Annotated in this window: 17 protein-coding genes and 1 pseudogene; 15 read left to right on the top strand and 3 right to left on the bottom strand. The window is 44.3% G+C overall.

Translation table 11 applies throughout. The features are described 5' to 3' along the window. Window positions 1-39: 39 nt before the first annotated feature. Both rfbC and V7L12_RS32580 read right to left on the bottom strand, forming a co-directional pair. Window positions 40-609 carry a dTDP-4-dehydrorhamnose 3,5-epimerase gene (gene rfbC, locus V7L12_RS32585; protein ID WP_335090759.1) on the bottom strand — a complete coding sequence of 190 codons (570 nt, stop codon included), beginning with the start codon at window positions 607-609 and terminating at the stop codon, window positions 40-42. Next, window positions 561-1,634: an SDR family oxidoreductase gene (locus V7L12_RS32580; protein ID WP_335090758.1), complete on the bottom strand. Its 1,074-nt coding sequence runs from the start codon at window positions 1,632-1,634 to the stop codon at window positions 561-563. The genes rfbC and V7L12_RS32580 overlap by 49 nt, the downstream gene beginning before the upstream one ends. Window positions 1,635-2,265: 631 nt before the next feature. On the opposite strand from V7L12_RS32580, the gene V7L12_RS32575 reads away from it, so the two are divergent. From V7L12_RS32575 to V7L12_RS32505, 15 genes are all read left to right on the top strand, one after another. Then, complete coding sequence (locus tag V7L12_RS32575; RefSeq protein WP_335090756.1) at window positions 2,266-4,608, top strand: NACHT domain-containing protein; 2,343 nt, start codon at window positions 2,266-2,268, stop codon at window positions 4,606-4,608. An 893-nt stretch (window positions 4,609-5,501) separates the two neighbouring features. Then, window positions 5,502-7,556, top strand: coding sequence for a glycosyltransferase (locus V7L12_RS32570; RefSeq protein ID WP_335090752.1), 2,055 nt, complete (start codon window positions 5,502-5,504; stop codon window positions 7,554-7,556). Between the two features lie 24 nt (window positions 7,557-7,580). Continuing rightward, entirely contained in the window at window positions 7,581-8,147 is a 567-nt protein-coding gene (locus V7L12_RS32565) for a hypothetical protein (protein WP_335090750.1), read from the top strand. Between the two features lie 100 nt (window positions 8,148-8,247). Further along, window positions 8,248-10,038, top strand: coding sequence for an ABC transporter ATP-binding protein (locus V7L12_RS32560; protein ID WP_335090748.1), 1,791 nt, complete (start codon window positions 8,248-8,250; stop codon window positions 10,036-10,038). Beyond that, complete coding sequence (locus tag V7L12_RS32555) at window positions 10,035-11,840, top strand: ABC transporter ATP-binding protein (RefSeq protein WP_335090746.1); 1,806 nt, start codon at window positions 10,035-10,037, stop codon at window positions 11,838-11,840. The genes V7L12_RS32560 and V7L12_RS32555 overlap by 4 nt, the downstream gene beginning before the upstream one ends. Before the next feature lie 156 nt (window positions 11,841-11,996). Further along, a complete protein-coding gene (locus V7L12_RS32550) occupies window positions 11,997-12,596 on the top strand; it encodes an acyltransferase (RefSeq protein WP_335090745.1) in 600 nt (199 codons plus the stop codon). Beyond that, entirely contained in the window at window positions 12,596-13,195 is a 600-nt protein-coding gene (locus V7L12_RS32545; protein WP_335090743.1) for an acyltransferase, read from the top strand. Before V7L12_RS32550 ends, V7L12_RS32545 begins: the two co-directional genes overlap by 1 nt. Continuing rightward, window positions 13,185-14,366 (top strand): glycosyltransferase, encoded by a 1,182-nt coding sequence (locus V7L12_RS32540; RefSeq protein ID WP_335090741.1) that lies wholly within the window; start codon window positions 13,185-13,187, stop codon window positions 14,364-14,366. The genes V7L12_RS32545 and V7L12_RS32540 overlap by 11 nt, the downstream gene beginning before the upstream one ends. A 2-nt stretch (window positions 14,367-14,368) precedes the next feature. Next, a complete protein-coding gene (locus V7L12_RS32535) occupies window positions 14,369-15,571 on the top strand; it encodes a hypothetical protein (RefSeq protein ID WP_335090739.1) in 1,203 nt (400 codons plus the stop codon). A gap of 69 nt (window positions 15,572-15,640) precedes the next feature. After that, window positions 15,641-16,780: a glycosyltransferase family 1 protein gene (locus V7L12_RS32530; protein WP_335090737.1), complete on the top strand. Its 1,140-nt coding sequence runs from the start codon at window positions 15,641-15,643 to the stop codon at window positions 16,778-16,780. Window positions 16,781-16,785: 5 nt separating this feature from the next. Then, window positions 16,786-17,982: a glycosyltransferase family 2 protein gene (locus tag V7L12_RS32525; protein WP_335090735.1), complete on the top strand. Its 1,197-nt coding sequence runs from the start codon at window positions 16,786-16,788 to the stop codon at window positions 17,980-17,982. A gap of 12 nt (window positions 17,983-17,994) precedes the next feature. Further along, window positions 17,995-19,128, top strand: coding sequence for a glycosyltransferase family 2 protein (locus V7L12_RS32520; protein WP_335090733.1), 1,134 nt, complete (start codon window positions 17,995-17,997; stop codon window positions 19,126-19,128). A 46-nt stretch (window positions 19,129-19,174) separates the two neighbouring features. After that, window positions 19,175-20,386 carry a glycosyltransferase family A protein gene (locus tag V7L12_RS32515; RefSeq protein ID WP_335090730.1) on the top strand — a complete coding sequence of 404 codons (1,212 nt, stop codon included), beginning with the start codon at window positions 19,175-19,177 and terminating at the stop codon, window positions 20,384-20,386. An 87-nt stretch (window positions 20,387-20,473) separates the two neighbouring features. After that, a complete protein-coding gene (locus tag V7L12_RS32510) occupies window positions 20,474-21,715 on the top strand; it encodes an efflux RND transporter periplasmic adaptor subunit (RefSeq protein ID WP_335090728.1) in 1,242 nt (413 codons plus the stop codon). Between the two features lie 103 nt (window positions 21,716-21,818). After that, the gene (locus tag V7L12_RS32505; RefSeq protein WP_335090727.1) at window positions 21,819-23,000 is read left to right on the top strand and encodes an ABC transporter permease; all 1,182 of its coding nucleotides are present in this window, start codon (window positions 21,819-21,821) and stop codon (window positions 22,998-23,000) included. Window positions 23,001-23,217: 217 nt separating this feature from the next. On the opposite strand, the pseudogene V7L12_RS32500 reads toward V7L12_RS32505, so the two are convergent. Further along, window positions 23,218-23,432, bottom strand: a pseudogene (locus tag V7L12_RS32500) (hypothetical protein); the annotation flags it as partial.

Here is a 23,432-nt window from a genome sequence, read left to right as displayed (position 1 = left end):
CACTGTTATATGCAATTTGATAGAGGTATATGAGAATCCTTACATCTTCACACCTGGTTGGGCGTGGGTAGAGTCTAAAACAGATTCAAACAAAGGCCAGGTTGTATCTTTCTCAGAAATTTCACTTATAGGTAAAGGCCATTCAATCCCAAAAGCTGGATCGTTATAGGGCAGCCCACACTGATAATCTGGCGCATAGAATTCACTCATTTGATACACAACTTCAGCCGCATCAGTTAGCGTCTGATAACCATGAGCAAACATCTCAGGCACGTATAAAGCTTTACGGTTCTCTGCTGATAGCTCAACACCAACATGTAACTTATATGTAGGAGATTCAGGGCGCAGGTCGATGATCACATCATAGATAGCGCCACGAGTACAACGAACCAATTTTACCTCGGTTGCCGGAGTAACTTGATAATGCATACCCCGGAGAATACCCTTTTTGTGGTTGAAAGCGACATTGCATTGGGCAATTGTTGGCTTTAAACCGTGAGCCAAAAATTCCTGAGCGCAAAAAGTACGAGCAAAGAAGCCACGAGTATCTTGCCGTTGCTCTATGTCAATAACGAATGCACCTTTGAGTGCAGTTTCTGTGAATAGCATGACTTATTCCAGAAGAAATTTTGATCTATTTGCTGAGTCCGAATCAGATACTCTAGCTGCTTTAAGCGAGTGAACCCTTTAAATAAAAAAGTGGATTCTGACATATCGATAGCAGTAAACACATTGAACAATTGCTGTGTACCTTTAACTGCATTCCACTCACACTTAAATCCCGGTAGTCTGGTGTTGATCTTCTCGAAAGAAACTCGATAGCTGCGGTTATCAGCACTAGTGTCACCAAAAGAAAGCTGGCATCCAGTAAAAACTTCAGCTACTATCTGGGCAATTTCTTTGACTTTATAGTTGCTAGCAGTGTCACCCACATTGAAAATTTGGTTGTGAATAATGTCGCGCGGAGCTTCTAGAGTACATACAATTGCTTTGCAAATATCTAGCAAATGAACTAGCGGTCGCCAAGGAGTACCGTCGCTTGTCATCTTGATTTCTTTAGTCGTCCATGCCAGCCCAGACAGGTTATTTAACACAATATCGAAGCGCATTCTGGGAGATGCGCCGTAGGCGGTGGCATTCCGCAAAAAGGTAGGAGAGAAACTATCGTCAGCTAATAACTTGACATCTCGCTCTACCAAGGTTTTACATTCAGCATAGGCCGTTTGGGGGCTGACAGGAGACTCCTCCGTAACGTAGTCATCAGTACCAACGCCATAGACACTGCACGAAGACGTATAAACAAAGCGACGCACACCGACTGTTTTAGCTAGTTGAGCAAGTTGAACTGAGCCTTGATGGTTAATTTCATAAGTCACATCAGGACGTAACTGCCCGGCGGGATCGTTGGAGAGTTCAGCTAAATGAATGACTGCCTCAACACCTTGTAAATCTTCAACTGTGATATGGCGGATATCTTTATTAAGAGTTTTGGCTGTGAGTTCGGTACCGTTGTACAGCCAACCAACTTTGTAGAATCCTGTGTCAACTCCGATAACCTCATGACCGTGTTGCATCAAGATTGGGGCTAATAAAGAACCGATATAGCCTTCAGTTCCAGTTACCAGTATTTTCATGGATGTCAAATCCTGATAGGTAGAGCTTGGTTTTGTAAAAAACCTTTGTTGACTTACTACAAAACTACAAAACCATTTCCTCAAGACGAGCTACCTCGCATGAAGAACCGCTTACAAGACTGTCTTAACTGCGCTTAATATTGTGGTATCTAGCACAATCCCTTACATAGATACCAGTGTCTAATAAGTATGTTTGCGATCGCGTTCAGGAGAATGTATGACTTAATGTATAAGTTATATCAGTTGAGTTTGCTTTAATTTGTCTATTTTTCCTACTTTTCCTACTTTTCCTACTTTTGTTACATTTAATAGTATTTAAAATAACAAAAGGCTAAAAGTCATTGTTTATTGATAAAAAGTAAGCCATAAGGGGGAGGAAACCCCCGTTTTAAATTAGTTATTTTTAAAAGCCATTCAGAAAACTAATCTTGATAAATATTCTTGATAAATATTAAGTACACGACATTAATTACGTTAACTACAGCATTGTTTCAGCCATTGTGTTTTTTAAGCTATTAGAAAAAACTTTATGAAGCTCCAAGTTTGAAGTAAGATATATATAAATTAATAATTAATCATTAATTTATTCAATGCTTCCTTAAGTTAATAGCTGGAGATTCAAAACTGTTTTATGGCAGGACGTTCGTTGAAAGCATCTACTGTAGGTATTGAGAAAGCAAAAAGGGCTTTTAAAGTCAGGGAATGGACGCAAGAGTATCTAGCTAGTGAGGTAGGACTTGAGACTCGCCAGTCAATCTGGAAATTTTTTACAGGCAAACCGATTGAGCGTCAGAACTTTATGGAGATTTGCTTTCAACTCGGTTTAGATTGGCAAGACATTGCTCAACTACCGGATCAGAGGCTACTGACAGAAAACAACCAGACATGGGAAAACTGCCAAGATGTCGAAAGCTTGGTGCAAATGTTGCGATCGCGTCGAAGTGATAAGATTCAATCCCAATGTGCCACTACGCGGTTGTTAGATATCCCCCAACCAATTCAACTAGAAGAAATTTATGTCGACACCAATATTCTGAATAATATTACAAGTCGAAGATGGTTAGATATCCTCGACCTACAAGAGTCTATTACAGAAGAGTTCGACTGTTTTGATTTTAATCAACTTTATCAAGAACGAGTCTCTGCAATACAAGCAGTTATCACCTATTCCAAACTAATGGTACTAGGTAAACCAGGGTCTGGGAAAACCACATTTTTAAAGTATATTGCTATGCAATGCAATCAAAGCAAATTACTATCAGACCGGATACCCATTTTTATTCGTTTGAAAAACTTTGCTGAGGATGCTAAAGAAACTGGAAATTACAGTTTATTAAACTATATTAGTCAAGAGCTTGCCGATTGCGGTGCTTCAGACCAAGAAATCCAAACATTACTGGTTGACGGCAGGATGTTAATTCTGCTGGATGGCTTAGATGAAATTCCAGAAGATGATAACGCCAAAATCATCAGTAAAATGGCGATTTTTACTGAAAAGTATTACAAAAATAAGTTTATTATTACATGTCGTATCGGTTACCAACACTATCGTTTTGAGGAATTTAGCGATGTTGAAATTGCTGATTTTGATTTTTCCCAAATTGAGGCTTTTGTCCAAAATTGGTTTGTCAGCGTTAGCAAGAATTCCCTAGAAGAAGGAAAAGCCTTAGCTTGTCAGTTCGTACAAAAATTACAGTTGTTGGAGAATAAACAAATTCGAGAACTAGCTGTAAAGCCACTTTTACTTAATCTGGTTTGTTGTGTGTTTCAAGCCCGCTCAGACTTTCCAGTTAGAAAGGTCGAACTTTACAAGCAAGGGTTGGAGATTTTGCTCAATCGCCGGGATAAAGTGAGGAACATTAAACGAAATGAAATTTATCTTCATTTGTCTTTACCTCAGAAGCTTGAACTGCTGAGTCAAATTGCTGCTATTACCTTTAAGCAAGGTCATTACTTTTTCACACAAAGTAATGTCCAGCAATACATTACGGACTACCTCTGCAACTTACCTATGGCCCAAACTGAGCCGGAAGTACTGCAATTCAATAGTGAAGCAGTGCTGAAATTGCTTGAGATACATGGATTACTGATAGAGCAGGCACGGGGAATTTACTCGTTCTCGCATATAGCTTTTCAGGAGTATTTAACAGCTAAAAATATTGTTACTAGTCCCAACCCACAAATATTAGAAAAAAAATTAATTGACCTGGTTAGCCATTTGACTGAACCACGTTGGCGCAAAATCTTTTTACTAACCGCTGGCATGTTGGATAATCCCAGTTGTCTGTTGCAATTCATCAAGCAAGATATTGATCAGCTTGTCGCCTTTGATAAGCAATTGCAAAAGTTCTTCAACTGGCTTAACGATAAGTCCCTTTCAGTTCAGTTTACCCATAAAAGAGTAGCTATTCGTGCCTTTTATCTGACACTAGAACTTCTCGACAACTTGAACTTGATTAATGACTTGGCTTTTTCTCTTGGTATCGATCTCAGGCTCACTAGTAATCTTACTCCTGATTTAGCTCTAGATATAGCTCTTCAGTGTGCGCTTCAGTTAAGCCTTGCCCTGCCTTACGAGCCGTCTTTGGATCGAGTTTTGGCTTTAAGCTTTGCTCTCCCTGATGACCGAACTCTTGCCTCTAACCCTGAGTTACAGAGTTCTTTGCAAAAACTCAAAGAGCAGTTACCGACTCCAGTTCAAGGCAGAGAAAAGTTAAAAGAATGGTGGAATGCTAACGGTCAGACTTGGGCTAATGAATTGAGATTGGTGATAGTTCGGTGTCGCAATATTGGTCATCAATGGCAGTTCAGTGAGCAGCACAAACAAATACTCAAACAGTACTACACTGCCAACCATTTATTAATAGATTGTCTCAAGAGTACTTGTCAAATAACTCCTACTCTAACAGAAACTATTTTGGCAACGTTATTGTTACCTACCCCTAAAATATTGATGAGATATAGCAGCATATAGCAGGTTTATAAACGACAATAGCAACAGTTTTAGAACTACCCCTCTTAAGGTTAGTATATGTAGCATAAAATTTTTTGTAATATTTCGTCCATTGCCTGAAATTGAACACTGAATTTATGAATCTATTGCACTATTGAAGAAGAATGCAAAATTCAGAATTCAGAATTCAGAATCAAGACGCTCTGTACGAGACGCTGCGCGTAACTTGCTTCCCTGCGGGGTACGTAGGCTTGCTATGCGCTATCCGCAATTTCTCTCAGAATACCCAACTGAATTCTGACTCCTGACTCCTAAATTCTATTCGATAATATATGTACTACAAAGTTTAAGCTTATTGAGAACTGAAAACGAAAAATCAAGGCTTTCAAGCACATTTTATGAAAAGAAGTAGGGATTTTTAGAATAGGGGGATAAGTTCATGTATTCAACCGCAAATTTTTGAACTAACTCAGCAACTGGCGCTGCTGAGTTAGGGCATTTTTACGCAGATGATTGACCAATTTAATACAAAACTCGACTGAAAATAAGTAAGTCGGTGCAATAAAACCAAACTTTGTGAAGAAAAGTAAATAAAGCTGAAACTCTTTCTCCCCTTGCCCTATGGTAGAAAGCCCCCTGCCTTATCCCAACAATAATTATTTACGCCGACCCATTTGTAAGTTAACTTATACATTTTCGTAAACGCGATTGCAAACGTACTACTGAGACAGTTTAAATATTACAAGATTGTTAATAATTGATAGCGGTTGTGGTGGTATTAACGCAAAAAAAATATGCTGCGGATGCGTTACTGATGTAGGTATACGTGTGTTTCTCTTTTAAGTAAACTGAGCTAGCGTTTCAGCAGCAAGGAAATAAATTTGCAGTGAATTGTCGGGGGTAATTTGCTAAATTTGACTTCAACACCTTCTGGCTTCTGTGCTGAACCACTTGCAAAAGGCGAGGTAGTCACAGTAAAAGGTAAGTTTTTCTTTATTAGAGATAAAAAGTTTTTTCTTAAAGGAGTTAGTTACGGCCCTTTCTCCATCGGTAGCCACGGTGAGTCCTTTCCAGAAAAATCAGTTGTGGAAAAAGATTTCGCCATGATCGCAGAAATGGGTGCTAACTGTCTGCGTACCTATACTGTTCCACCTGATTGGCTTTTGGATCTAGCTGCAATCTATGGTCTTAGGCTGTTAATTGGTATACCTTGGTCTCAGCATATCGCCTTCCTCGGCTCTTCTGCTGTGAAAGCAGAAATCCGTAACTGCATTGCTCAAGGAGTTAAAGCTTGCCGGGGTCATCCCGCCACCTTTGCCTATTTAGTGGGCAATGAGATTCCTCCAGATATTGTCCGATGGCATGGAGCAAAACCAGTTCGGGCTTTTATCAAAGAGTTAATGGCGGTAGCAAAATCCAGTGATCCCGAAGGTTTAGTAAGTTATGCCAATTATCCTTGCACTGAGTATTTAAATATTGACTTTACTGACTTCTCATGCTTTAACGTTTACCTGCATCGGGAACAAGATTTTCGCCGCTACCTCTCTCGACTTCATAACCTTGCTGAGGATAAACCTTTAGTACTGAGTGAGTTTGGCGTTGACTCGATGGGTGAAGGAACCCAAGTCCAAGCCGAAATTCTTTCTCAAAAGCTGTCATCTAGTTTTGATATGGGAGCAGCAGGAACGATCATCTTTTCTTGGACGGATGAATGGTTTACTGGTGGATATGCCATACAGGACTGGGCTTTTGGTTTAGTTGATGCCAAACGGCTCAAGAAACCAGCTTTCCAGACAGTTCAGCAATATTACACAGCACCTCTGCCGCCAGTGTTATCTGAGTATCCCAAAGTCTCAGTGGTTGTATGCGCTTACAATGCTGAACGCACGATGGATAGTTGTCTAGCTTCTCTCAAAGAACTCAACTATCCCAACTATGAAGTCATTGTAGTTAATGATGGATCACGCGATCGCACTCTCGAAATTACTCAGCGTTACGACTATGTACGCCTAATTAACCAAGAAAACAAGGGATTAAGCGTTGCACGTAACGTTGGTATGGCCGCCGCTACTGGCGAGATTATGGCCTATACCGATTCTGATTGTATGGTAGATCCTGACTGGCTCACCTATCTGGTGGCCAAGTTTCTTTCCTCTGGTGTAGCTGCCGTAGGTGGGCCAAACTTATCTCCCCCGGAAGACTCTCTTGTTCCCGCCTGCGTTGCTGTCTCTCCTGGCGTACCTACTCATATACTTTTGAGTGATGAGGTAGCCGAACATATTGCTGGCTGCAACATGGCTTTTCGTCGGGAGATTCTAGAAGAAATTAACGGCTTCAACCCGATATTTCGTACTGCTGGTGATGATGTCGATATCTGTTGGCGGCTGCAAGATAAAGGTTACACCATTGGTTTTAGCCCAACGGCAATAGTATGGCATTTTCGCCGTAACACAGTAGCTGCCTATCTGAAGCAGCAGCAAGGCTATGGTAAGGCAGAAGCACTCGTTTATTTTAAGCATCCCTACCGCTTTAACCTTCTGGGGCAGCCCTCTTGGTTGGGGAGAATCTACGGAGATTTATCTACTTTTCTTCGTATTGGTCAACCAATTATCTACTCTGGGGTGTTTGGTCGCGGTCTCTTTCAAACCTTGTACGAGCCTCCTTCTTCTCTCATCTCTTACCTACCTCTCACACTAGAGTGGAATGTAGCAGCTTTAATCCTATTTGTATCTGCGCTTTTGTCTGGCGATCGCCCGTGGTTGGGTGCAGCAATGTTCCTCATCTCTTTTAGCTGGTGTGTAGCTGGTGCTATACAAGCGCGAATTGACTCTCGTTTTGTCAAAAGAAGGGCACGGTTGCTTGTGGCGCTGCTGATTTACCTGGGCCCGCTTGTACGTAGTATAGAGAGATATAAGTGGCGGATCAAGGAACTTAATAAAGCGGAGCCGATAAAGTTTGATGAGCTGTAAAGAAAAATAGAAGCATCTAAAAAAATGACTCAAACACTAACTCAAACAGATTTAATTAAGTTTGATTCGCCAGCCAGCAAAGTAAATATTTCTTGGCGCGATCGCGCTTATGAGTTGTCCTATTGGACAGAAACAGGAATGGAGAAGGAGAACCTGCTGCAAAAGGTAATGGATTTACTCCTGCCTTCCAAGTATTTCATTGCAATGGATCAAGGCTGGAGCGACTGGGATTTAGAGATTTACCAGGGGATTTGGTCAAAAGTTCAGCTCAAAGTATGTACCGAAAATCATGGAGGTAACAAAAGAGTTTTGAGGATGCGGTGTGCCCTGAGAATGTCACAGTTAGCAACTATGGCTATGGTTGGCTATTGTCTCTTCACAATTCTGGAGATCGTTCTGGGAATGCCAGAAGTAGCAACAGTCACAATTGCAGTAAGTATGCTCAACGCCGCTTTCATCTTATATCAGAACTTCCAGTTGGGGCGTATTGTTTATCAAGTACTAGAGATTGTTGCCAGAAGAGTGAACTTGCTGCCAATACAAACCACCAGCAACAAGTCTGTCACAGAAAGTGCAATATTACAGTCCTGACGAACGTCTTGGTACTCCAGTAACAAATGAAATGACTAGACGGGAGGGAAATCTGTAAGTGAGGCAAGAGATCAAAGCGATAATGCATCGATACGGGCACATGCTCCGATATCCGCTGCGCCACTGGCGTACCTTAATAGCAATCCTCGGTCTCACAGCTGGCACTTCAGCCACCGCAACACTTCAACCTTGGCCAATGAAAATCCTGGTGGATTATGCCTTCGGTCAAGCAGTGATCCCCCCGCTAGCTGGCTCATTTCTGGAGACTTTTAACTTGGCGCTCACACCGATGCTGCTGGTCGTTGTCGCCGCTGTTTGTAACCTCGGTCTTTATGCTCTAAATGCTACCTTGGAAACTAGCCTTAACTGGGCCTGGAGTGCTGTCGGGCAAGGTATGGTCTACGAACTGGCCCAGAAACTGTTCTATCGTTTGCAACGCCTTTCACTGTTGTTCCATAACCAACGGACTGTTGGTGATTCCCTCAGCCGTTTGGCCGGAGATACTTATTGCGTTTACACCTTGAGCGGTGCTTTGCTGATTTCACCTGTGCAGTACCTGCTGACGCTAGCAACTATTAGCATCGTCGCCTGGAATCTGAGTCCTTTACTAACATTGCTTTCGCTTTTCGTAGCACCAATGATGGGTGGTTCAGCCCTTGTTTTTGGTTCCCGACTCAAGCGCCGGACAAAACTTAACCGAGAAGCCCAGTCCCGCCTCACCAGTTTTGTCCACCAAACGGTAACAGCAATCCCCATGATCCAGGCATTTGGTAGAGAGAGTTACAATACCCGGCAGTTTGAACATTTAGCGGCAGACGCAGTTGTTTTATCACAACGCGAAACTCTGCTCAAGAGTGTTTACGGTGTGGCAAATGGTACTGTGACAACGATCGGTACTGCGCTTGTTCTGTATGTGGGCGGGCAGCAGGTGTTATTGGAGACTATGAGTATCGGCAGCCTGCTCGTCTTCTTAGCATATCTCCAGTCTATACAAGCAGCATTTAAGGGACTATTTGGCATCTACGGGAGCCTGAAGTCCGTAGATGCCAATATAGATAGAGTTTTAGAAGTTTTGGATGCTCAAGATGGGGTACAAGATGCTCCTACTGCCAGACCATTGCCAGTTCGTCCGTTGGGAGGACGCGGACACGTATGTTTAGAGAAAGTCACTTTCGGTTACGAACCTAACTATCCCGTCCTGCAAGAAATTACCCTGGAAGCGCGACCGGGAGAAACGATCGCTCTGGTAGGCGCAACGGGTGCTGGTAAGAGTACACTGGTTTCTCTGATTCCCCGCTTTTTTGACCCTTGGCAGGGACGAGTCCTCTTTGATGGCGTGGATGTACGAGGTGTGCAACTGGAAAGCCTGCGCGAGCAGATTGCCCTAGTGCTGCAAGAGCCGTTTTTGCTGCCCCTCTCGGTGGCACAGAATATTGCCTACGCGTGTCCAGAGGCAAGCCTAGAGAAAATTGTAGCAGCAGCCAAAGCGGCCAAAGCGGACGACTTTATCCAACGGTTGCCCCAAGGCTATGACACCCTGATTGGCGAAAGAGGAGCGCTCCTCTCTGGAGGACAGAGACAGCGACTAGCGATCGCACGGGCGTTGCTTAAGGATGCGCCAGTACTAATTCTCGATGAACCTACTTCTGCCCTGGATGCCCAGACTGAGAATTTACTGCTGGAAGCTTTAAATCGCCTGATCGAAGGACGGACTACATTTATCATTGCCCATCGACTTTCCACGATTCAACGAGCAGATCGAATTGTGGTTCTGGAGCAGGGAAAGGTTGTGGAGATGGGAACACACCAAGAGTTGCTGGCTGTCGGTGGTTTCTACCATCGTTTGCACTCCTTGCAGTTTTCCAAACCGCCGCAGGAGGTCATTTTATGAAACTGTGGTGGCTGCGACTGGCACGTTACGCCCTGGTTCGTTGGCACGGACTCACGTTTGTAATGGTGCTAATGCTGATTAATGTGGGGCTGAATGTACTCAAGCCCTGGCCTTTGAAGTTGATCGTTGATTGCGTCTTGAGCAACCAATCGCTGCCAAATAGCGTTGTTTGGCTCAAAACTTTGCCTGGCAGTGAATCTAACATTCAGTTGCTCGGTTGGTTAGCAGGTGCCACAATCTTTCTATTTTTATCCAGTGAGGGGGTTCGTCTTATACAGGAATATGTTGGAGCTGGTGTTGCCAACCAGATGGTTTATGACTTGGGAGCAGCACTGTTTGATCGCTTACAGCATCTTTCTTTGAGATTCCACAACCAACAGCGGGCTGGCGATCTTGTTAGGCGAGTAATGACTGACAGCATCTGCATTCAGAATCTGGCGATGGGGGTTTTTCTGCCCGTGCTTACTTCCCTGGTGAATTTGGTAGCAATGTTCGCCGTCATGTGGCAGATTAATCATTTCCTTTCACTGCTCTCGCTTTTAATTGCTCCTCTAATAATGTTACTAATTTGGGTCTTTAACCAGCCCATGACTGAACGAACCTATCAGTATCAACAATTTGAAGGTGAGATTGTGGCGTTGAGTGAGCAGACCTTGACAGCGCTACCGATTATTCAAGCATTCGGACGTGAAGCACACGAAGATGAACGCTTTCACTACCTGTCTCAAAAAGCCCTCCAAGCTTATGTACGCTCTATCCTTGCCCAAATGCAATTCAAAGTTGGGGTGGGAGGCGTAACCGCAGTAGGAACAGCAGCAATCATGGCTTACGGTGGCTTCCAGGTTTTGGATGGGTCACTCTCAATTGGTTCTTTGCTGGTCTTTCTCTCTTATCTCGCCTCCCTGTACGTGCCGATGGCGACTCTGGCTTATATATCGTCCAGTTTTGCGGCAGCGGCTGCTAGTGCTCGTAGAGTGTTAGAGGTTTTAGATGCTAAAGATGGGGTGCAAGATGCCCCCGCTGCCAGACCATTGCCTGCTCATCCAGCAGGAGGACGCGGACACGTATGTTTAGAGAAAGTCACCTTCGGTTACGAACCTAACTATCCCGTTCTCCAAGAAATTACCTTAGAAGCGCGACCGGGAGAAACAATCGTGCTAGTAGGCGCAACAGGTGCTGGCAAAACTACCCTAGTCTCCCTGATCCTTCGTTTTTTTGACCCCTGGCAGGGACGAATTCTCTTTGATGGCGTGGATGTCCAAAGTGTGCAACTGAAAAGCCTGCGCGAGCAGATTGCCCTAGTGTTGCAAGAGCCGTTTTTGCTGCCGATAACTATCGCAGAGAACATTGCCTATGGCTGCTATAATGCTAGCCGCGAAGCGATCGTCAAAGCCGCCCAAGCTGCGAATGCTGACACCTTTATTCAACGATTACCTCAAGGTTATGACACGGTAATTGGTGAGCGCGGAGCCACACTTTCAGGAGGCGAGAAGCAACGGTTAGCGATCGCCCGCGCCCTGCTCAAAGATGCTCCAGTGCTAATTCTGGATGAACCCACCTCCGCCCTGGATGCTCAAACCGAGTTTCTGTTGCTGGAGGCATTAGAGCGGCTCATGGCAGGACGGACTACGTTTATTATTGCCCATCGCCTCTCGACAATTCAACGAGCCAACCGAATCGTAGTTTTGGATCAGGGAAAAGTAGTAGAGATGGGAACTCACGAGGAGTTGCTAGCAGTTAGTGGTTATTACAAGAGGCTGTATAAATTACACTTCGGCTCAACACAACAAGCATCAGCCTAGAAACTTAAAGCATTTTTAAAAGAGGTAACTACAGCAATTGTCAAAAATATCCGAGGATTAAAACACTGAGTTATTGATTATTTTTATTATAAGATTATACTCTTTTTCCAAAACTTAACAGACCGTTTACCAACCTATCTTGATTCGCATTACAACATGCAGCGCTCCCCTGAATTTGTGAATGATTTAACCAACCAGCCACCCGATTGCCAGACAATAGCTCTTCCACCCAATGTCCAGGTGGGACTCAACAGTGTTATCAACCATGATGAGCGCTGTTTTGCTCGCTTCCAGAGCCGCATCAACCCCGCCTTGCTCGTTGGAGAAAACTGCACGTTGGATTATGTACACTTTGCGCTGGGCAAAGCTGCTAGGGTTGAGATTGGAGACTATTGCTATTTGACTAGTGTCATCCTGCTTTGCGAACAGGAAATTTGTATCGGCAACTATGTGGTTTTGGGATGGAATACCACGATCGCTGACACTGACTTTCATCCGATCGCACCAGCAGAACGAATTGCAGATGCGATCGCCTGCTCTCCTCTGGGAAAAGGACGGCTCCGCCCTCCTGTGATATGCCAGTCCGTGATCATTGAGGATGATGTTTGGGTTGGCCCCAATGTCACAATCCTCAAAGGAGTTCGCATCGGTGCTGGAGCTTGGATTGAGGCTGGGGCATTGGTGACACGGAATATACCACCACGTAGCAGGGTGATGGGCAATCCAGCCCAGGTGATTGGGGAGGTAGAAGCCTAATGGATGCCACACGAACATTGCCTTGGGACTGGTATCCGGGAACAATTCCCGACAATGTTGTTTTAGGAGACGACACTTATATTGAGACTAGCCTCAGCTTTAAACTTTACCGCAGCCAATTGCCAGTAGGGCTACGATTGGGTAGAGGTTCTGCTGTATACAAAGATACTATGTTAGACCTGGGTTCCCGCGCTCAGGTAAAGGTGGGGGAATATGCATTGATTCACGGTGCCCGCATCGTCTGTGATGCCGAACTGAAGATTGGCAATTATGCTTTGATCTCCTGGCAAGTTGTCCTAATGGATACCTACCGTTTACCATTCGACATTGCCAAGCGACGAAAAATTTTAGAACGAGCATCGTGTCAACTTTCTCAATTCTCTAGCGCCGATGTGCCAGCCCAACCAATTTGGATTCAAGATAACGTCTGGATTGGATTTGATTCCTGTATTTTGCCGGGGGTGACAATAGGTGAAGGGGCGATCGTCGGTGCCCGATCTGTTGTTAGCGAGGATGTTCCACCGTACACCGTTGTGGCTGGCAATCCTGCCCGGATCGTTCGGCAGTTAGAGGCAGGAGGTAGCAAGCATGAATTGTGAACCCCCTACTAAGGGAAAAATTATTGTCTTCGGGATTTTGTTTTGGTATCCCCTAGCAGGAGTAACTTATCAATTTCTCCACTATATACTTGGGCTGCGTCAACTCGGCTATGACCCCTACTACATCGAAGATTCAGGACGCTGGATTTACAACCCCCTAATCAACGATCTATCTCCAGATGCTAGCGAGAACATTAAGCGAGTAGCACCAATTTTGGAGGTCTATGGCTTTAAAGAGCGTTGGGCATTTCGCGGCCACTATCCAGGGGGTGAGTGTTATGGGATGAGCGAAGCCCAAATCTTAAAGCTATATAGCGAAGCAGACGCATTCTTAAATGTAACTGGCGCTCAAGAAATCCGTGAGGAGCATTTAGCTTGTCGTCGCCGCATCTATGTTGAATCTGATCCAGTTGGATCTCAGATTCGGGTTGTTCAGGGGGACGAAACCTTAATTGCTGATCTGGAAGCCCATGATACACACTTTAGCTTTGGGGAAAATTTGGGTGCGCCAGACTGTGGAATACCAACTGCTCGCTTTGAGTGGTTGCCGACTCGTCAACCGATTGTGATGGACTTGTGGGATTCGTCAGATAACACGCCAGGCATCGCTTACAACACCATTACCACTTGGGACAATAAGGGAGGTAAAGATATTACCTATCAGGGTGAAACCTATTACTGGCGAAAGGCACGCGAGTTTGAAAAATTTATCGATCTTCCGCACCAGCGCTCAGTGCAATTTGAGATTGCGGCTGCTGATGTAAGTCAGGATGTGCGATACCTGCTGCAAAAACACGGTTGGAGCCAGGTAGATTCAATGGAACTCTCCCAAAATCTGAATTATTATCGCAATTATATCCAGCGATCGCGCGGAGAATTCACCGTAGCTAAGGATCAATACACGCGACTGCATAGTGGCTGGTTTAGCGATCGCTCTGCCTGCTATCTGGCAGCAGGGCGTCCTGTAATCACCCAAGAAACAGGGTTTAGCAAGTTCTTGCCCACGGGGAAGGGATTATTTGCATTCAACACTATGGAAGATATTCTGGCGGCAGTGGACGCGATCGAAAGCGACTACGAAGGCAATTGCCAAGCAGCTCGTGAAATTGCCTCAGAGTACTTTGCCGCAGAGAAAGTGATTGGCAGTCTCATGGAGCAAGCGGGGTTATAAGCATGGCACGCATTGTTGTTTGCGGATATATGATTCGACATCCAGTAGCTGGCAATCTCTTAGCCTACTTTCACTATGTGTTAGGGCTACATAATCTGGGACATGAAGTTCTATACCTGGAAGAAAGTGGCTGGTTTCAGTCCTGCTATAACCCGATCAACCACAATTACAATGATGCTCCCCAAGTTGGTTTGCAGGCAGTCCAGGCACTAATAAACACTTATGGTGTAAATGCGACAGTGTGCTATGTAAATCGTGATACAGGAACTGTCTACGGTGCAGATTGGCAAGAAATAAAGCAGATGCTCAAGACGGCGGATCTGCTATTAAATATCGGTGGAGTTTGCTGGTTACCTGAATTTCTTTTATGCAAACATCGAGTATTAATCGATATGGATCCATTCTTTACCCAGATTGGGACATTCGCTGCCGAGGGTCGCAATGAATATCACGCCTACTTTAGTTATGGCGTTAATATTGGGCAACCCAATTGCGGCATACCGAGTGATGGAATTAAATGGCTCCCCACTGTACCGCCTGTTGTGCCAGAGATATGGAAAACCCCGATACTTACTCCAGAAGATAGTGGCGAAGAACGCGCAAATTTACCATTCACGACAATTGCCAATTGGAATGCTTATGGAGGCGTGACTTACAAAGGTGAGCATTATGGACAGAAAGATCAGGAATTTATGCGCCTGCTGGAACTCCCTAGCTACTGTTCGCAAAAACTCGAACTCGCTCTTGCCGGCAAGGACGCAGAAATAGCAGAGGTTGCGAAATCTCTACAGGCAGCAGGCTGGTTAATTCGAGATGGTAAGGAAATTAGCGCTAGTCTGTCAACCTACATAACTTACCTGACTAGCTCCCGTGGGGAGTTTAGCGTTGCCAAACAGGCTTATGTAAAAACTCGTAGCGGTTGGTTTAGCGATCGCAGCGTCTGCTATCTCGCTGCTGGTCGTCCCGTCATTTTACAAGATACCGGATTTAGCGATTGGTTACCGACGGGGCAGGGTGTGCTAGTGTTTTCATGCTTACAGGAAGCCGTAGGCTGTATCGAGCGCGTCAATACAAATTACCAGGCTCACTGTCAAGCAGCAGGGGAATTAGCCGAGCAATTCTTCAGTTACAAAGTGGTGCTACCTCGACTACTGGAAACAGTTTTAACTACGACTAGAACTCATCTATCTCCATTTCCAGTCTGACTGCCTATGAAGAAGGAGAAATCATGAGCTAATACATCTAATCAAAACATTTAATAAATTTAAAATAGGATGATTATAATTTTTGCTAGTGCTATCGGTCGATTTCCCATAGGGGGCAACGCCTGGTCTGACCTGCAATACCTTCTGGGTCTGCGTGCCCTTGGACATGATATTTTCTACTTGGAAGAATGTGGATCGATGTCGTGGGTTTACAACTGGGAAACCGAGCAAATCACGACGGAGTTAGACTATCCGACAAATTATATTAAAAACTGCCTAGAACCGCTTGGTTTCAAAAACCAGTGGATTTACCGAACTGACGAGCATTCAGTCGGTATGGAGATTGACAAATTCAAAGACATCTGCTCCCAGGCTGATTTAATGATTATCCGTGGCTCACCACTTTCTGTTTGGAGAGATGAGTATGGATGGCCGCAACGCCGCATCTATATTGATGCAGATCCCGGTTTTACGCAGATTAATATTGCTAGCGGTAATTCGGAATTAATAGAGACGATTGAACGTTGCGATCGCCTGTTCACAATTGGGCAACGCATTGATGCTGAAGACTGTCTTATCCCCACAAACGGTAGGCATTGGCTAAAGACATTACCTCCAGTAGCACTGCCTTACTGGCCAGTAATTGAAGACAATGATACCATCGGCTTCAGTTCGATTATGCAGTGGCACAGTTATCGGGAAGTAGTATACGAAGGAATCACCTACGGCAACAAGGATAAAGAGTTCTTAAAGTTTATTGATATACCGCAACTCACCAAACAGCAGTTTCGGATTGCATTAAGCGGCGGCTTTCCTGATGAACTATCGCAGTCTGGCTGGGAGGTGATTCCCGGATGGCTTGCGTCCTTTACACCAGAGTCTTATCAGAAATTTGTTCAAGCATCCCGTGCTGAGTTTGGAGTAGCAAAACAGGGTTATGTTGCTACCAAAGGTGGCTGGTTTAGCGATCGCAGCGTCTGTTACCTAGCCTCCGGCAGGCCAATTCTAGTTCAAGACACAGGCTTAAGCGATTGGCTACCGATCAGAGAAGGACTTTTAATCTTCCAAGACCTCTGCGAGGCGATGAACGGTGTCCACATGATCAATTCTAACTATGAAAAACATCGTCATGCCGCACGGAAGATTGCGGAAGATTATTTTGACTCCCATAAAGTTCTGTCCTCCCTGCTAGAAGCAGCCATGAATTAATCATCATGATTCAATTTAAAAATATCAATATGCCAACAGTCACCATTGGATTTTTTCCTCGCGAACAGTTTTCATTAGCTGCGGAATCTTTGCAGCGAATTTTTGACTACACGCATATTCCTTTTAATTTAATTGTGATAAATTGCAACACTCCTGAAGTTTACTGGAAGCAAATTGAACAGGTGCTTGCGGGGCGTAGCAATGTCAAAGTCATTTATAAGGATTATTATTTGATGCCTAACCAATCAAGAAATCTGGTAATTCAGGAATCTAACCCTAATGATGATTTCTTGTGTTTCATCGAGAATGATGTTCTCGTAGAAGAGGATTGGCTGTCTTATCTCATCCAGGCTTGTGAAGAACATCCAGCTGATGTGGCCATTCCCCGTATTATCGAGGGCGGTTTAGGTGCAACTAAAATTCACTGGGATCCAAACTTAGGACAGGTTCATTCAGTACAAACGACGGATGGGATCAAGTTGGAAATTCTGCCAGCTACAGGCGATCAACAGCTTGATCAAGGTTCCCATCGCCGAAAGATAGAGTTATCTGGAGAGGTTCATTGTCAACTTTACCGTCGAAGTGTTTTCGATCGAGTGATCCCTTTTGATGATGTCGTCTATTTAGATTGGATTGATTCTAGTATGGCTTTGTATAATTCTAACATCCCAGTTGTGTTTGAACCGAAGTCTGTTATTCATTTCTGGCATCCTTTTCCTCCAGAACGCGATAACCTCGATTATTTCTTTAAAAGATGGGATATTCAACAAGCTGCTAAGGAGTTAGATGAGATTCAAAAAAAGTGGAATCTGGCTCAAATGACGGCAGATTTATATTTCGTGGAAGAGCGTAATCGCATTGGTCATCTGTATGATTTGAGGGAGGAACTGAAGGCTGTGATTTCAGCAGACAAATCTTTCATTTTAGTCGATGAGGATTGCCTAAATGGCAACAAAATCATTGAAGGTTTTCAGACTATTCCCTTTACTGAATGCAACGGACATTATTGGGGAATTCCCATAGATGATAATATGGCAATTCAAGAATTTGAGCGATTGCACCAAACTGGGGTATATGCAATTGTCTTCTTTTGGACGGCTTTTTGGTGGCTAGAGTACTTTACTGGATTTCATGACTATTTGCGTCAAAAGTTTCCTTACTTGTTAAAAAACGATTATGTAATTGTGTTTGACTTAGGATAGAGGGAAAAGTATATGCAAAAAACTCTAGCCAGTATTATCATTACCAATTATAACTATGGAACTTTTCTGTCCGAGGCAATTGAAAGTGCCCTAAATCAAAGCTATCAGCCTACAGAAGTCATCGTAGTTGATGATGGTTCAACCGATAACTCACAACAAATCATTGCCAGTTATGGAGAAAAAATTGTTCCTGTCTTAAAAGATAATGGTGGACAAGCATCTGCATTTAATGCTGGTTTTGCTATTAGTTGTGGTGAGGTTATATGCTTCTTAGATTCAGATGATGTTTTGCTACTAAGTGGTATTGAAAGAGCAGTTAAAATCTTGCGTGACGATCCAGATGCAGTTAAGGTTCATTGGCCCTTGCGTGTCATTGATGTTAATAGCAACTTACTAGAAAAACTTGATTGTGAAGGTATTTTGCCAGAAGGTAATTTGTACAATGAGCAGCTTAAATATGGTTTAGAAGGTCATACTTTTCCACCTACTAGCGGTAACGTTTGGTTACGCAGCTATTTAGAGAAAATCTTACCTATGCCTGAGACTAACTATCGATTAAATGCAGAGTCATACCTCGGCTTTTTGGCTCCTTTTTCCGGCAGTATCAGGCGTATTAATGAGTATCAGTCGCTATACCGCATTCATGGTCATAATGGCACAAACAAGCGTACTTATAGGTGGCGACTTAGCCACTATTATTATGAAGAGAAAGTTCTACGGGAATATTTACACAAACAAGGCATTAAAGTTAAAGATGCATTTGAATATAGGGAAGATTCTTGTCACAAATATCTTCAGCGGATGGTCGAGTTGGGTAAAGAGTTAGGCTCCTTGATTGCACAAGGGCAGAATTATATTTTGGTTGACATGGACGAATTGGGTCATCATCAGCTACTTGAAAATTGCAAAGCGATCCCTTTTCTAGAAAAAGAGGGTGTGTATTGGGGGCCTCCTAGTGAGGATACCATAGCAATTAAGGAATTTGAGCGACTGCACCGTGAAGGCGCAAGTTTCATCGTGTTTGCCTGGCCTGCCTTCTGGTGGCTTGACTACTATGCTGAATTCGTTCGCTATTTGCATGCTAGGTTTCGTTGTCTTTTGGAAAATGAACGCTTGGTTGTCTTTGATTTACACACTTTAGGTTGATACTACCTGAACGTTATTAGCAAAACAGGAAGTGAGCAGAAACGATATGAAACCTGAAACCAAAGTTACGATCGCAATCCCAACCTACAATCGCTCGGAGTTACTAAAGGTTAGCCTTGAGAGCGTGCTAGCACAGGACTATCCAGATTACCAGGTGCTTGTATTAGATAATGCTTCTGACGATGATACAGAGGCGGTTGTACGCTCATTCGCGGATTCGCGAATTATTTATGTACGCAACGAAGTCAATATTGGCATATTTGGCAATTGGCAGCGGAGTGTTGAGCTAAACACTAGTCCCTATCTCAGCATCTTATCGGATGATGATGTACTGCTGCCCAACTTCATTCGCGAGTCTGTCCTAGCATTGGATAACCATCCTCATGCTGGTCTGTCGGCTGGCCTACCTGAATTTATTAACATTAACGGTGGTACATTGCATGTCACAGGTACAGAATTTTCAGATCGGTTACCAGAAGGGCTAATCTCCGGTCTAGACTTCATCCATCAAATTGTTGATGGGCGAAAATGGATTTTGCGTACCAGTGCAGTGATGTTTCGTGCTTATGCACTCAGGGCGGTTGGGGGGTTCGACATAACGCACTCTAAGTACTTGTTAGACTTGAATCTATACTTGCGGATGGCAGTGCAATTCGATTTCTTCTTTATTGCTAAAGAAATGGCTCAAGTCCGGTTCCATGTTGAACAGGATTCCCAGGTTAGCTTCGGCTCTGCGGGAACAGGATCGCTGGCTGTGATGGCAGAACGTAATGATGCGATTGCTTATTTGTTACAGTCACCGCGTGCAGAGGATGCATCTTATCGTCAGTGGCTAGCAGAGCGCCTGTTGTATATAAATATGCGCCGTAGTGAGTTGACATCTGAACTGATACCTGAACTTAATTTGAGTTGGTCAGAGCGGCTACAAATTGCTATGCAGGAAATTGCATCTGTGATTCCAGCCGGGAAGCGTTTGATTTTGGTCGATGAAAATCAATGGGGCTGCAAGATTCTGTCGCAATTCGATGCTCTGCCCTTCCTGGAACATGACGGTCAGTACTGGGGAGCGCCACTGGATGACGAGATCGCCATCCGGGAACTTGAACGAATGCGCCAAGCGGGAGCAAGTTTCATGGTCATTGCATGGCCGGCATTTTGGTGGCTTGATTATTACTCTGGGCTACGAAATTATCTCAGTTTAAATTTCCGCTGCATTTTGCACAACAGCCGCCTCGTCGTGTTCGATCTGTGGCTGTGAGATTCTCCAACATTAATAATATGCGGTGAAAGCCTTGGGCTGCGATCGCTTGTAGTAAACTGCAAACTCTCACTGGATCAAGTTTTCATGAACTGGAAATATGAAAAAGGTAAATTCAATATCCCAGGTCGATGGCTAGCCTGGTCAGGAGTTTTGGCTCTAGCTAGCGCTGGCGGTTGGCTGACCTACTTTTTAGTTCTCAACCAAGCTCCTGAACCAGTAGCAGTACGCTTGCTAACTGTGGAGCGAGGTAATATTGAAACTACAATCAATGAGAGCGGTACTGTTGAGTTGCAGGAACAGCGAATCTTGAAGTCCCCAAAAGAGGGTGCAGTAGAACGAGTAATGGTAAAACCTGGTGACGGGGTAAAACTTGGTCAAGTGCTGCTCACCCTACGCTACCCTGAGCGAAAAATTGCTCTTGCCAATCAGCAGTTGCAAATTCAACAAGAGCAACTCAACCTAGCACGTAGTCGCCAGAAAATTCTTGAAGCCCAAGAACGATTAACAGCCGAGGAACGACAACTCCAGAGGCTTACTCCCCTGGTGCGAGAGGGAGCTATTGCACAACAACAAGCTCAAACGCAGGAAGATGCAGTGCGCGTTGCTCGGGCTAGCCTACGAGATATTCAAGCAGAGGTACGTACAACCGCCCTCAAAATTCAGACTTTGCAATTGGAGCGCCAACTTATTCAGCAGCAGCTCCAAGATAATATCGTGACTGCACCATTGAATGGGGTAGTTTTGGGTGTCAATGTAGAGGATGGTGATGGGGTCGAGTTGCGTACCAATCTGCTCACTCTGGGTGACCCAGGAAAAGTATTGGTGAAACTCCAGCTTTCTACCCTCAACGCTGCTCAAGTCCGGGTCAATCAATTTGCCCGCATTAATGCGATTGGGCCTAATGCAAAGACATTCTCTGGACGCGTGCAAAGCTTGTATCCTCAAGCACTCACCACTGAAGACCAAAAACAAGACGGTAGCAGTCCAAAACAATCAGATCAACCAACAGTACCCGCAACCATTCGGCTTGATACCCCTACTCGCGCACTGCTCCCTGGTAGTAGAGTAAATGTCGAGGTTGTGTTGCAGCAACGGCAGAACGTAGTAGTTTTGAAGACGGAGGCTATTGTGCGATCGGAAGCGCGTCCCTTTGTATGGGTTCGGGATAGCCAAAATCAAGCCCAAAAACGTACCATTAATCTGGGATTGGACGGGTTAATGGCTGTAGAAGTAACCTCTGGTTTGCATCCTGGTGAAAAGGTCATACTGCCGCCCGTTGAGTCGCAACTCAAGCCAGGGTTGCCAGTTAAGGCAAGTGAAAAGTAATAAATAAATTAATATTTCGACTTTACTCCCCCAGCTTATTTTCGTGACATTCACCCCACACCCTTACACCCACCCATTTTCAAGCTAGAGCAAAGCGACTATTATGGCTCTTTCAGTTTTTGACTTATTAAATATTACCTTTCACTCCTTAGGTAGGAACCCGTTGCGTTCTGCTCTGACTACTCTAGGGGTGTTTATGGGTGTGGCTGCTGTCAGCGCTACACTTCAGGTTGGTAATATTAGCCGAGCCGCGATCGCTCAACAATTAGCAAAACGAGGCGCACCTCAAGTTTCAGTTTATCCAAACTGGGATTCTGGCGGTCAAACCACCCAACTCAAGTTGGAAGACATGGAATTCTTACGACAGCGAATGGTAGGCTTGCAAGCGATCAGTTCTTTTAATTGGGCTGGTTCTACGCCAACTGTATTTCGGGACAAGGAATTTACTCCACCCATGTCACCTGTTTCCCAAGATTTTTTGCTGACTTCAGGGAAATCATTGGTTTTGGGACGGTTTTTCACATCTGAAGATTTTGCTAACTACCGTCCGGTGATAGTAATCGATCAATTGCTAGCAGAACAACTTTTCCAAAAGCAGGAACCTGTGGGGCAACTGATTTATGCTGGGCAAAGACCCTATATTGTCATAGGGGTCATAGCGACTAGTCTAAATGAAAATGCACCCCCGGCGGGCCAACTGTATGTGCCGATGTCTATTTACAACGCTTTGACTGGTAGCCGCGACATTGGGAGTATCCAAATGCGCCCTTACTCACTTGAAGATGTGGAAGAGTTAAGCCACCAAGCAGAGGAATTGCTGCTACAAAGATTTCCAGGTTACAAATTTAAATTTTGGAATAATGTATCAGATATTATACAGCAGCAGAAAACTCTAGAGATGGCTTCCCAAGGTCTAACAGCAGTAGGAGTGATCGCGCTATTAGTTGGCGGTGTTGGGATTGCAAATATTATGATTGCCTCAGTAACAGAACGAACCGCTGAAATAGGTTTGAGACGGGCGGTGGGTGCAACCCAACGGGAAATCATGCAGCAATTTATTCTAGAGGCGATGCTTTTAAGTCTAATAGGAGGGACAGCAGGGCTGGGAGTGGTGCATGGATTGACAGTTGTGGTTACGGATACCTTTAGCTTGCCCTATGAGTTTGATAGCAGAATTGCAGTGCTAGCACTAGGGTCAGCGTTAGCGGTAGGGGTAGGAGCTAGTTTGCTTCCCGCCGTGCGGGCCAGCCAGATCGACCCAGTAAAAGCCCTACGTTCAGAATGATGAATCTATCCCACAAACTAGTAATAGAACTCCACAAAAAATGATCCAATAGCTGTGCTGACTTTTCACGGTAAGTCCTCAAACCACGAAACAGCGTGGCTTTTTCCACAGTCTAATTCTCAATAACTCTAAGTTAATGAAAATAGGTAACGTAAAAGTTAGGGTTTGAGAAACCCTCAAAATAACCTTTTCCACATGCCGTGAAAAGTCAGAATAGCTATGCTGATTTAGCAAAAATTTCCACAAACCATTTTTTGAGATTGGGAAGACGGTGAATGTGGGATTCAACTTTCTCCATCGCTTCTGCTGTGAGTTTTACCCCTGTGGAGTAAACTTTATCGTAAGGATTCAGGTGGCAGAGTATTGACAAGGGGGACACTTGAGGGGGAGTATCACAAATATGAACCAAAACCTGCCTCAAGATATAGACCG

Source organism: Nostoc sp., from assembly GCF_036918245.1.
Taxonomy (GTDB): domain Bacteria; phylum Cyanobacteriota; class Cyanobacteriia; order Cyanobacteriales; family Nostocaceae; genus Nostoc.
The sequence above is the reverse complement of the archived record's forward strand: the minus strand, read 5'-3'. Positions and strand labels throughout refer to the sequence as shown.

What these genes read in the sequence shown, in the direction of transcription:
- V7L12_RS32525 (WP_335090735.1), top strand. Translation starts at nt 16,786, where the DNA reads ATGATTCAATTTAAAAATATCAATATGCCAACAGTCACCATTGGATTT.
- V7L12_RS32555 (WP_335090746.1), top strand. Translation starts at nt 10,035, where the DNA reads ATGAAACTGTGGTGGCTGCGACTGGCACGTTACGCCCTGGTTCGTTGG.
- V7L12_RS32580 (WP_335090758.1), bottom strand. Translation starts at nt 1,634, where the DNA reads ATGAAAATACTGGTAACTGGAACTGAAGGCTATATCGGTTCTTTATTA.
- V7L12_RS32520 (WP_335090733.1), top strand. Translation starts at nt 17,995, where the DNA reads ATGCAAAAAACTCTAGCCAGTATTATCATTACCAATTATAACTATGGA.
- V7L12_RS32510 (WP_335090728.1), top strand. Translation starts at nt 20,474, where the DNA reads ATGAACTGGAAATATGAAAAAGGTAAATTCAATATCCCAGGTCGATGG.
- V7L12_RS32575 (WP_335090756.1), top strand. Translation starts at nt 2,266, where the DNA reads ATGGCAGGACGTTCGTTGAAAGCATCTACTGTAGGTATTGAGAAAGCA.
- V7L12_RS32515 (WP_335090730.1), top strand. Translation starts at nt 19,175, where the DNA reads ATGAAACCTGAAACCAAAGTTACGATCGCAATCCCAACCTACAATCGC.
- V7L12_RS32565 (WP_335090750.1), top strand. Translation starts at nt 7,581, where the DNA reads ATGACTCAAACACTAACTCAAACAGATTTAATTAAGTTTGATTCGCCA.
- V7L12_RS32550 (WP_335090745.1), top strand. Translation starts at nt 11,997, where the DNA reads ATGCAGCGCTCCCCTGAATTTGTGAATGATTTAACCAACCAGCCACCC.
- V7L12_RS32530 (WP_335090737.1), top strand. Translation starts at nt 15,641, where the DNA reads ATGATTATAATTTTTGCTAGTGCTATCGGTCGATTTCCCATAGGGGGC.
- rfbC (WP_335090759.1), bottom strand. Translation starts at nt 609, where the DNA reads ATGCTATTCACAGAAACTGCACTCAAAGGTGCATTCGTTATTGACATA.
- V7L12_RS32540 (WP_335090741.1), top strand. Translation starts at nt 13,185, where the DNA reads ATGAATTGTGAACCCCCTACTAAGGGAAAAATTATTGTCTTCGGGATT.
- V7L12_RS32505 (WP_335090727.1), top strand. Translation starts at nt 21,819, where the DNA reads ATGGCTCTTTCAGTTTTTGACTTATTAAATATTACCTTTCACTCCTTA.
- V7L12_RS32560 (WP_335090748.1), top strand. Translation starts at nt 8,248, where the DNA reads ATGCTCCGATATCCGCTGCGCCACTGGCGTACCTTAATAGCAATCCTC.
- V7L12_RS32545 (WP_335090743.1), top strand. Translation starts at nt 12,596, where the DNA reads ATGGATGCCACACGAACATTGCCTTGGGACTGGTATCCGGGAACAATT.
- V7L12_RS32535 (WP_335090739.1), top strand. Translation starts at nt 14,369, where the DNA reads ATGGCACGCATTGTTGTTTGCGGATATATGATTCGACATCCAGTAGCT.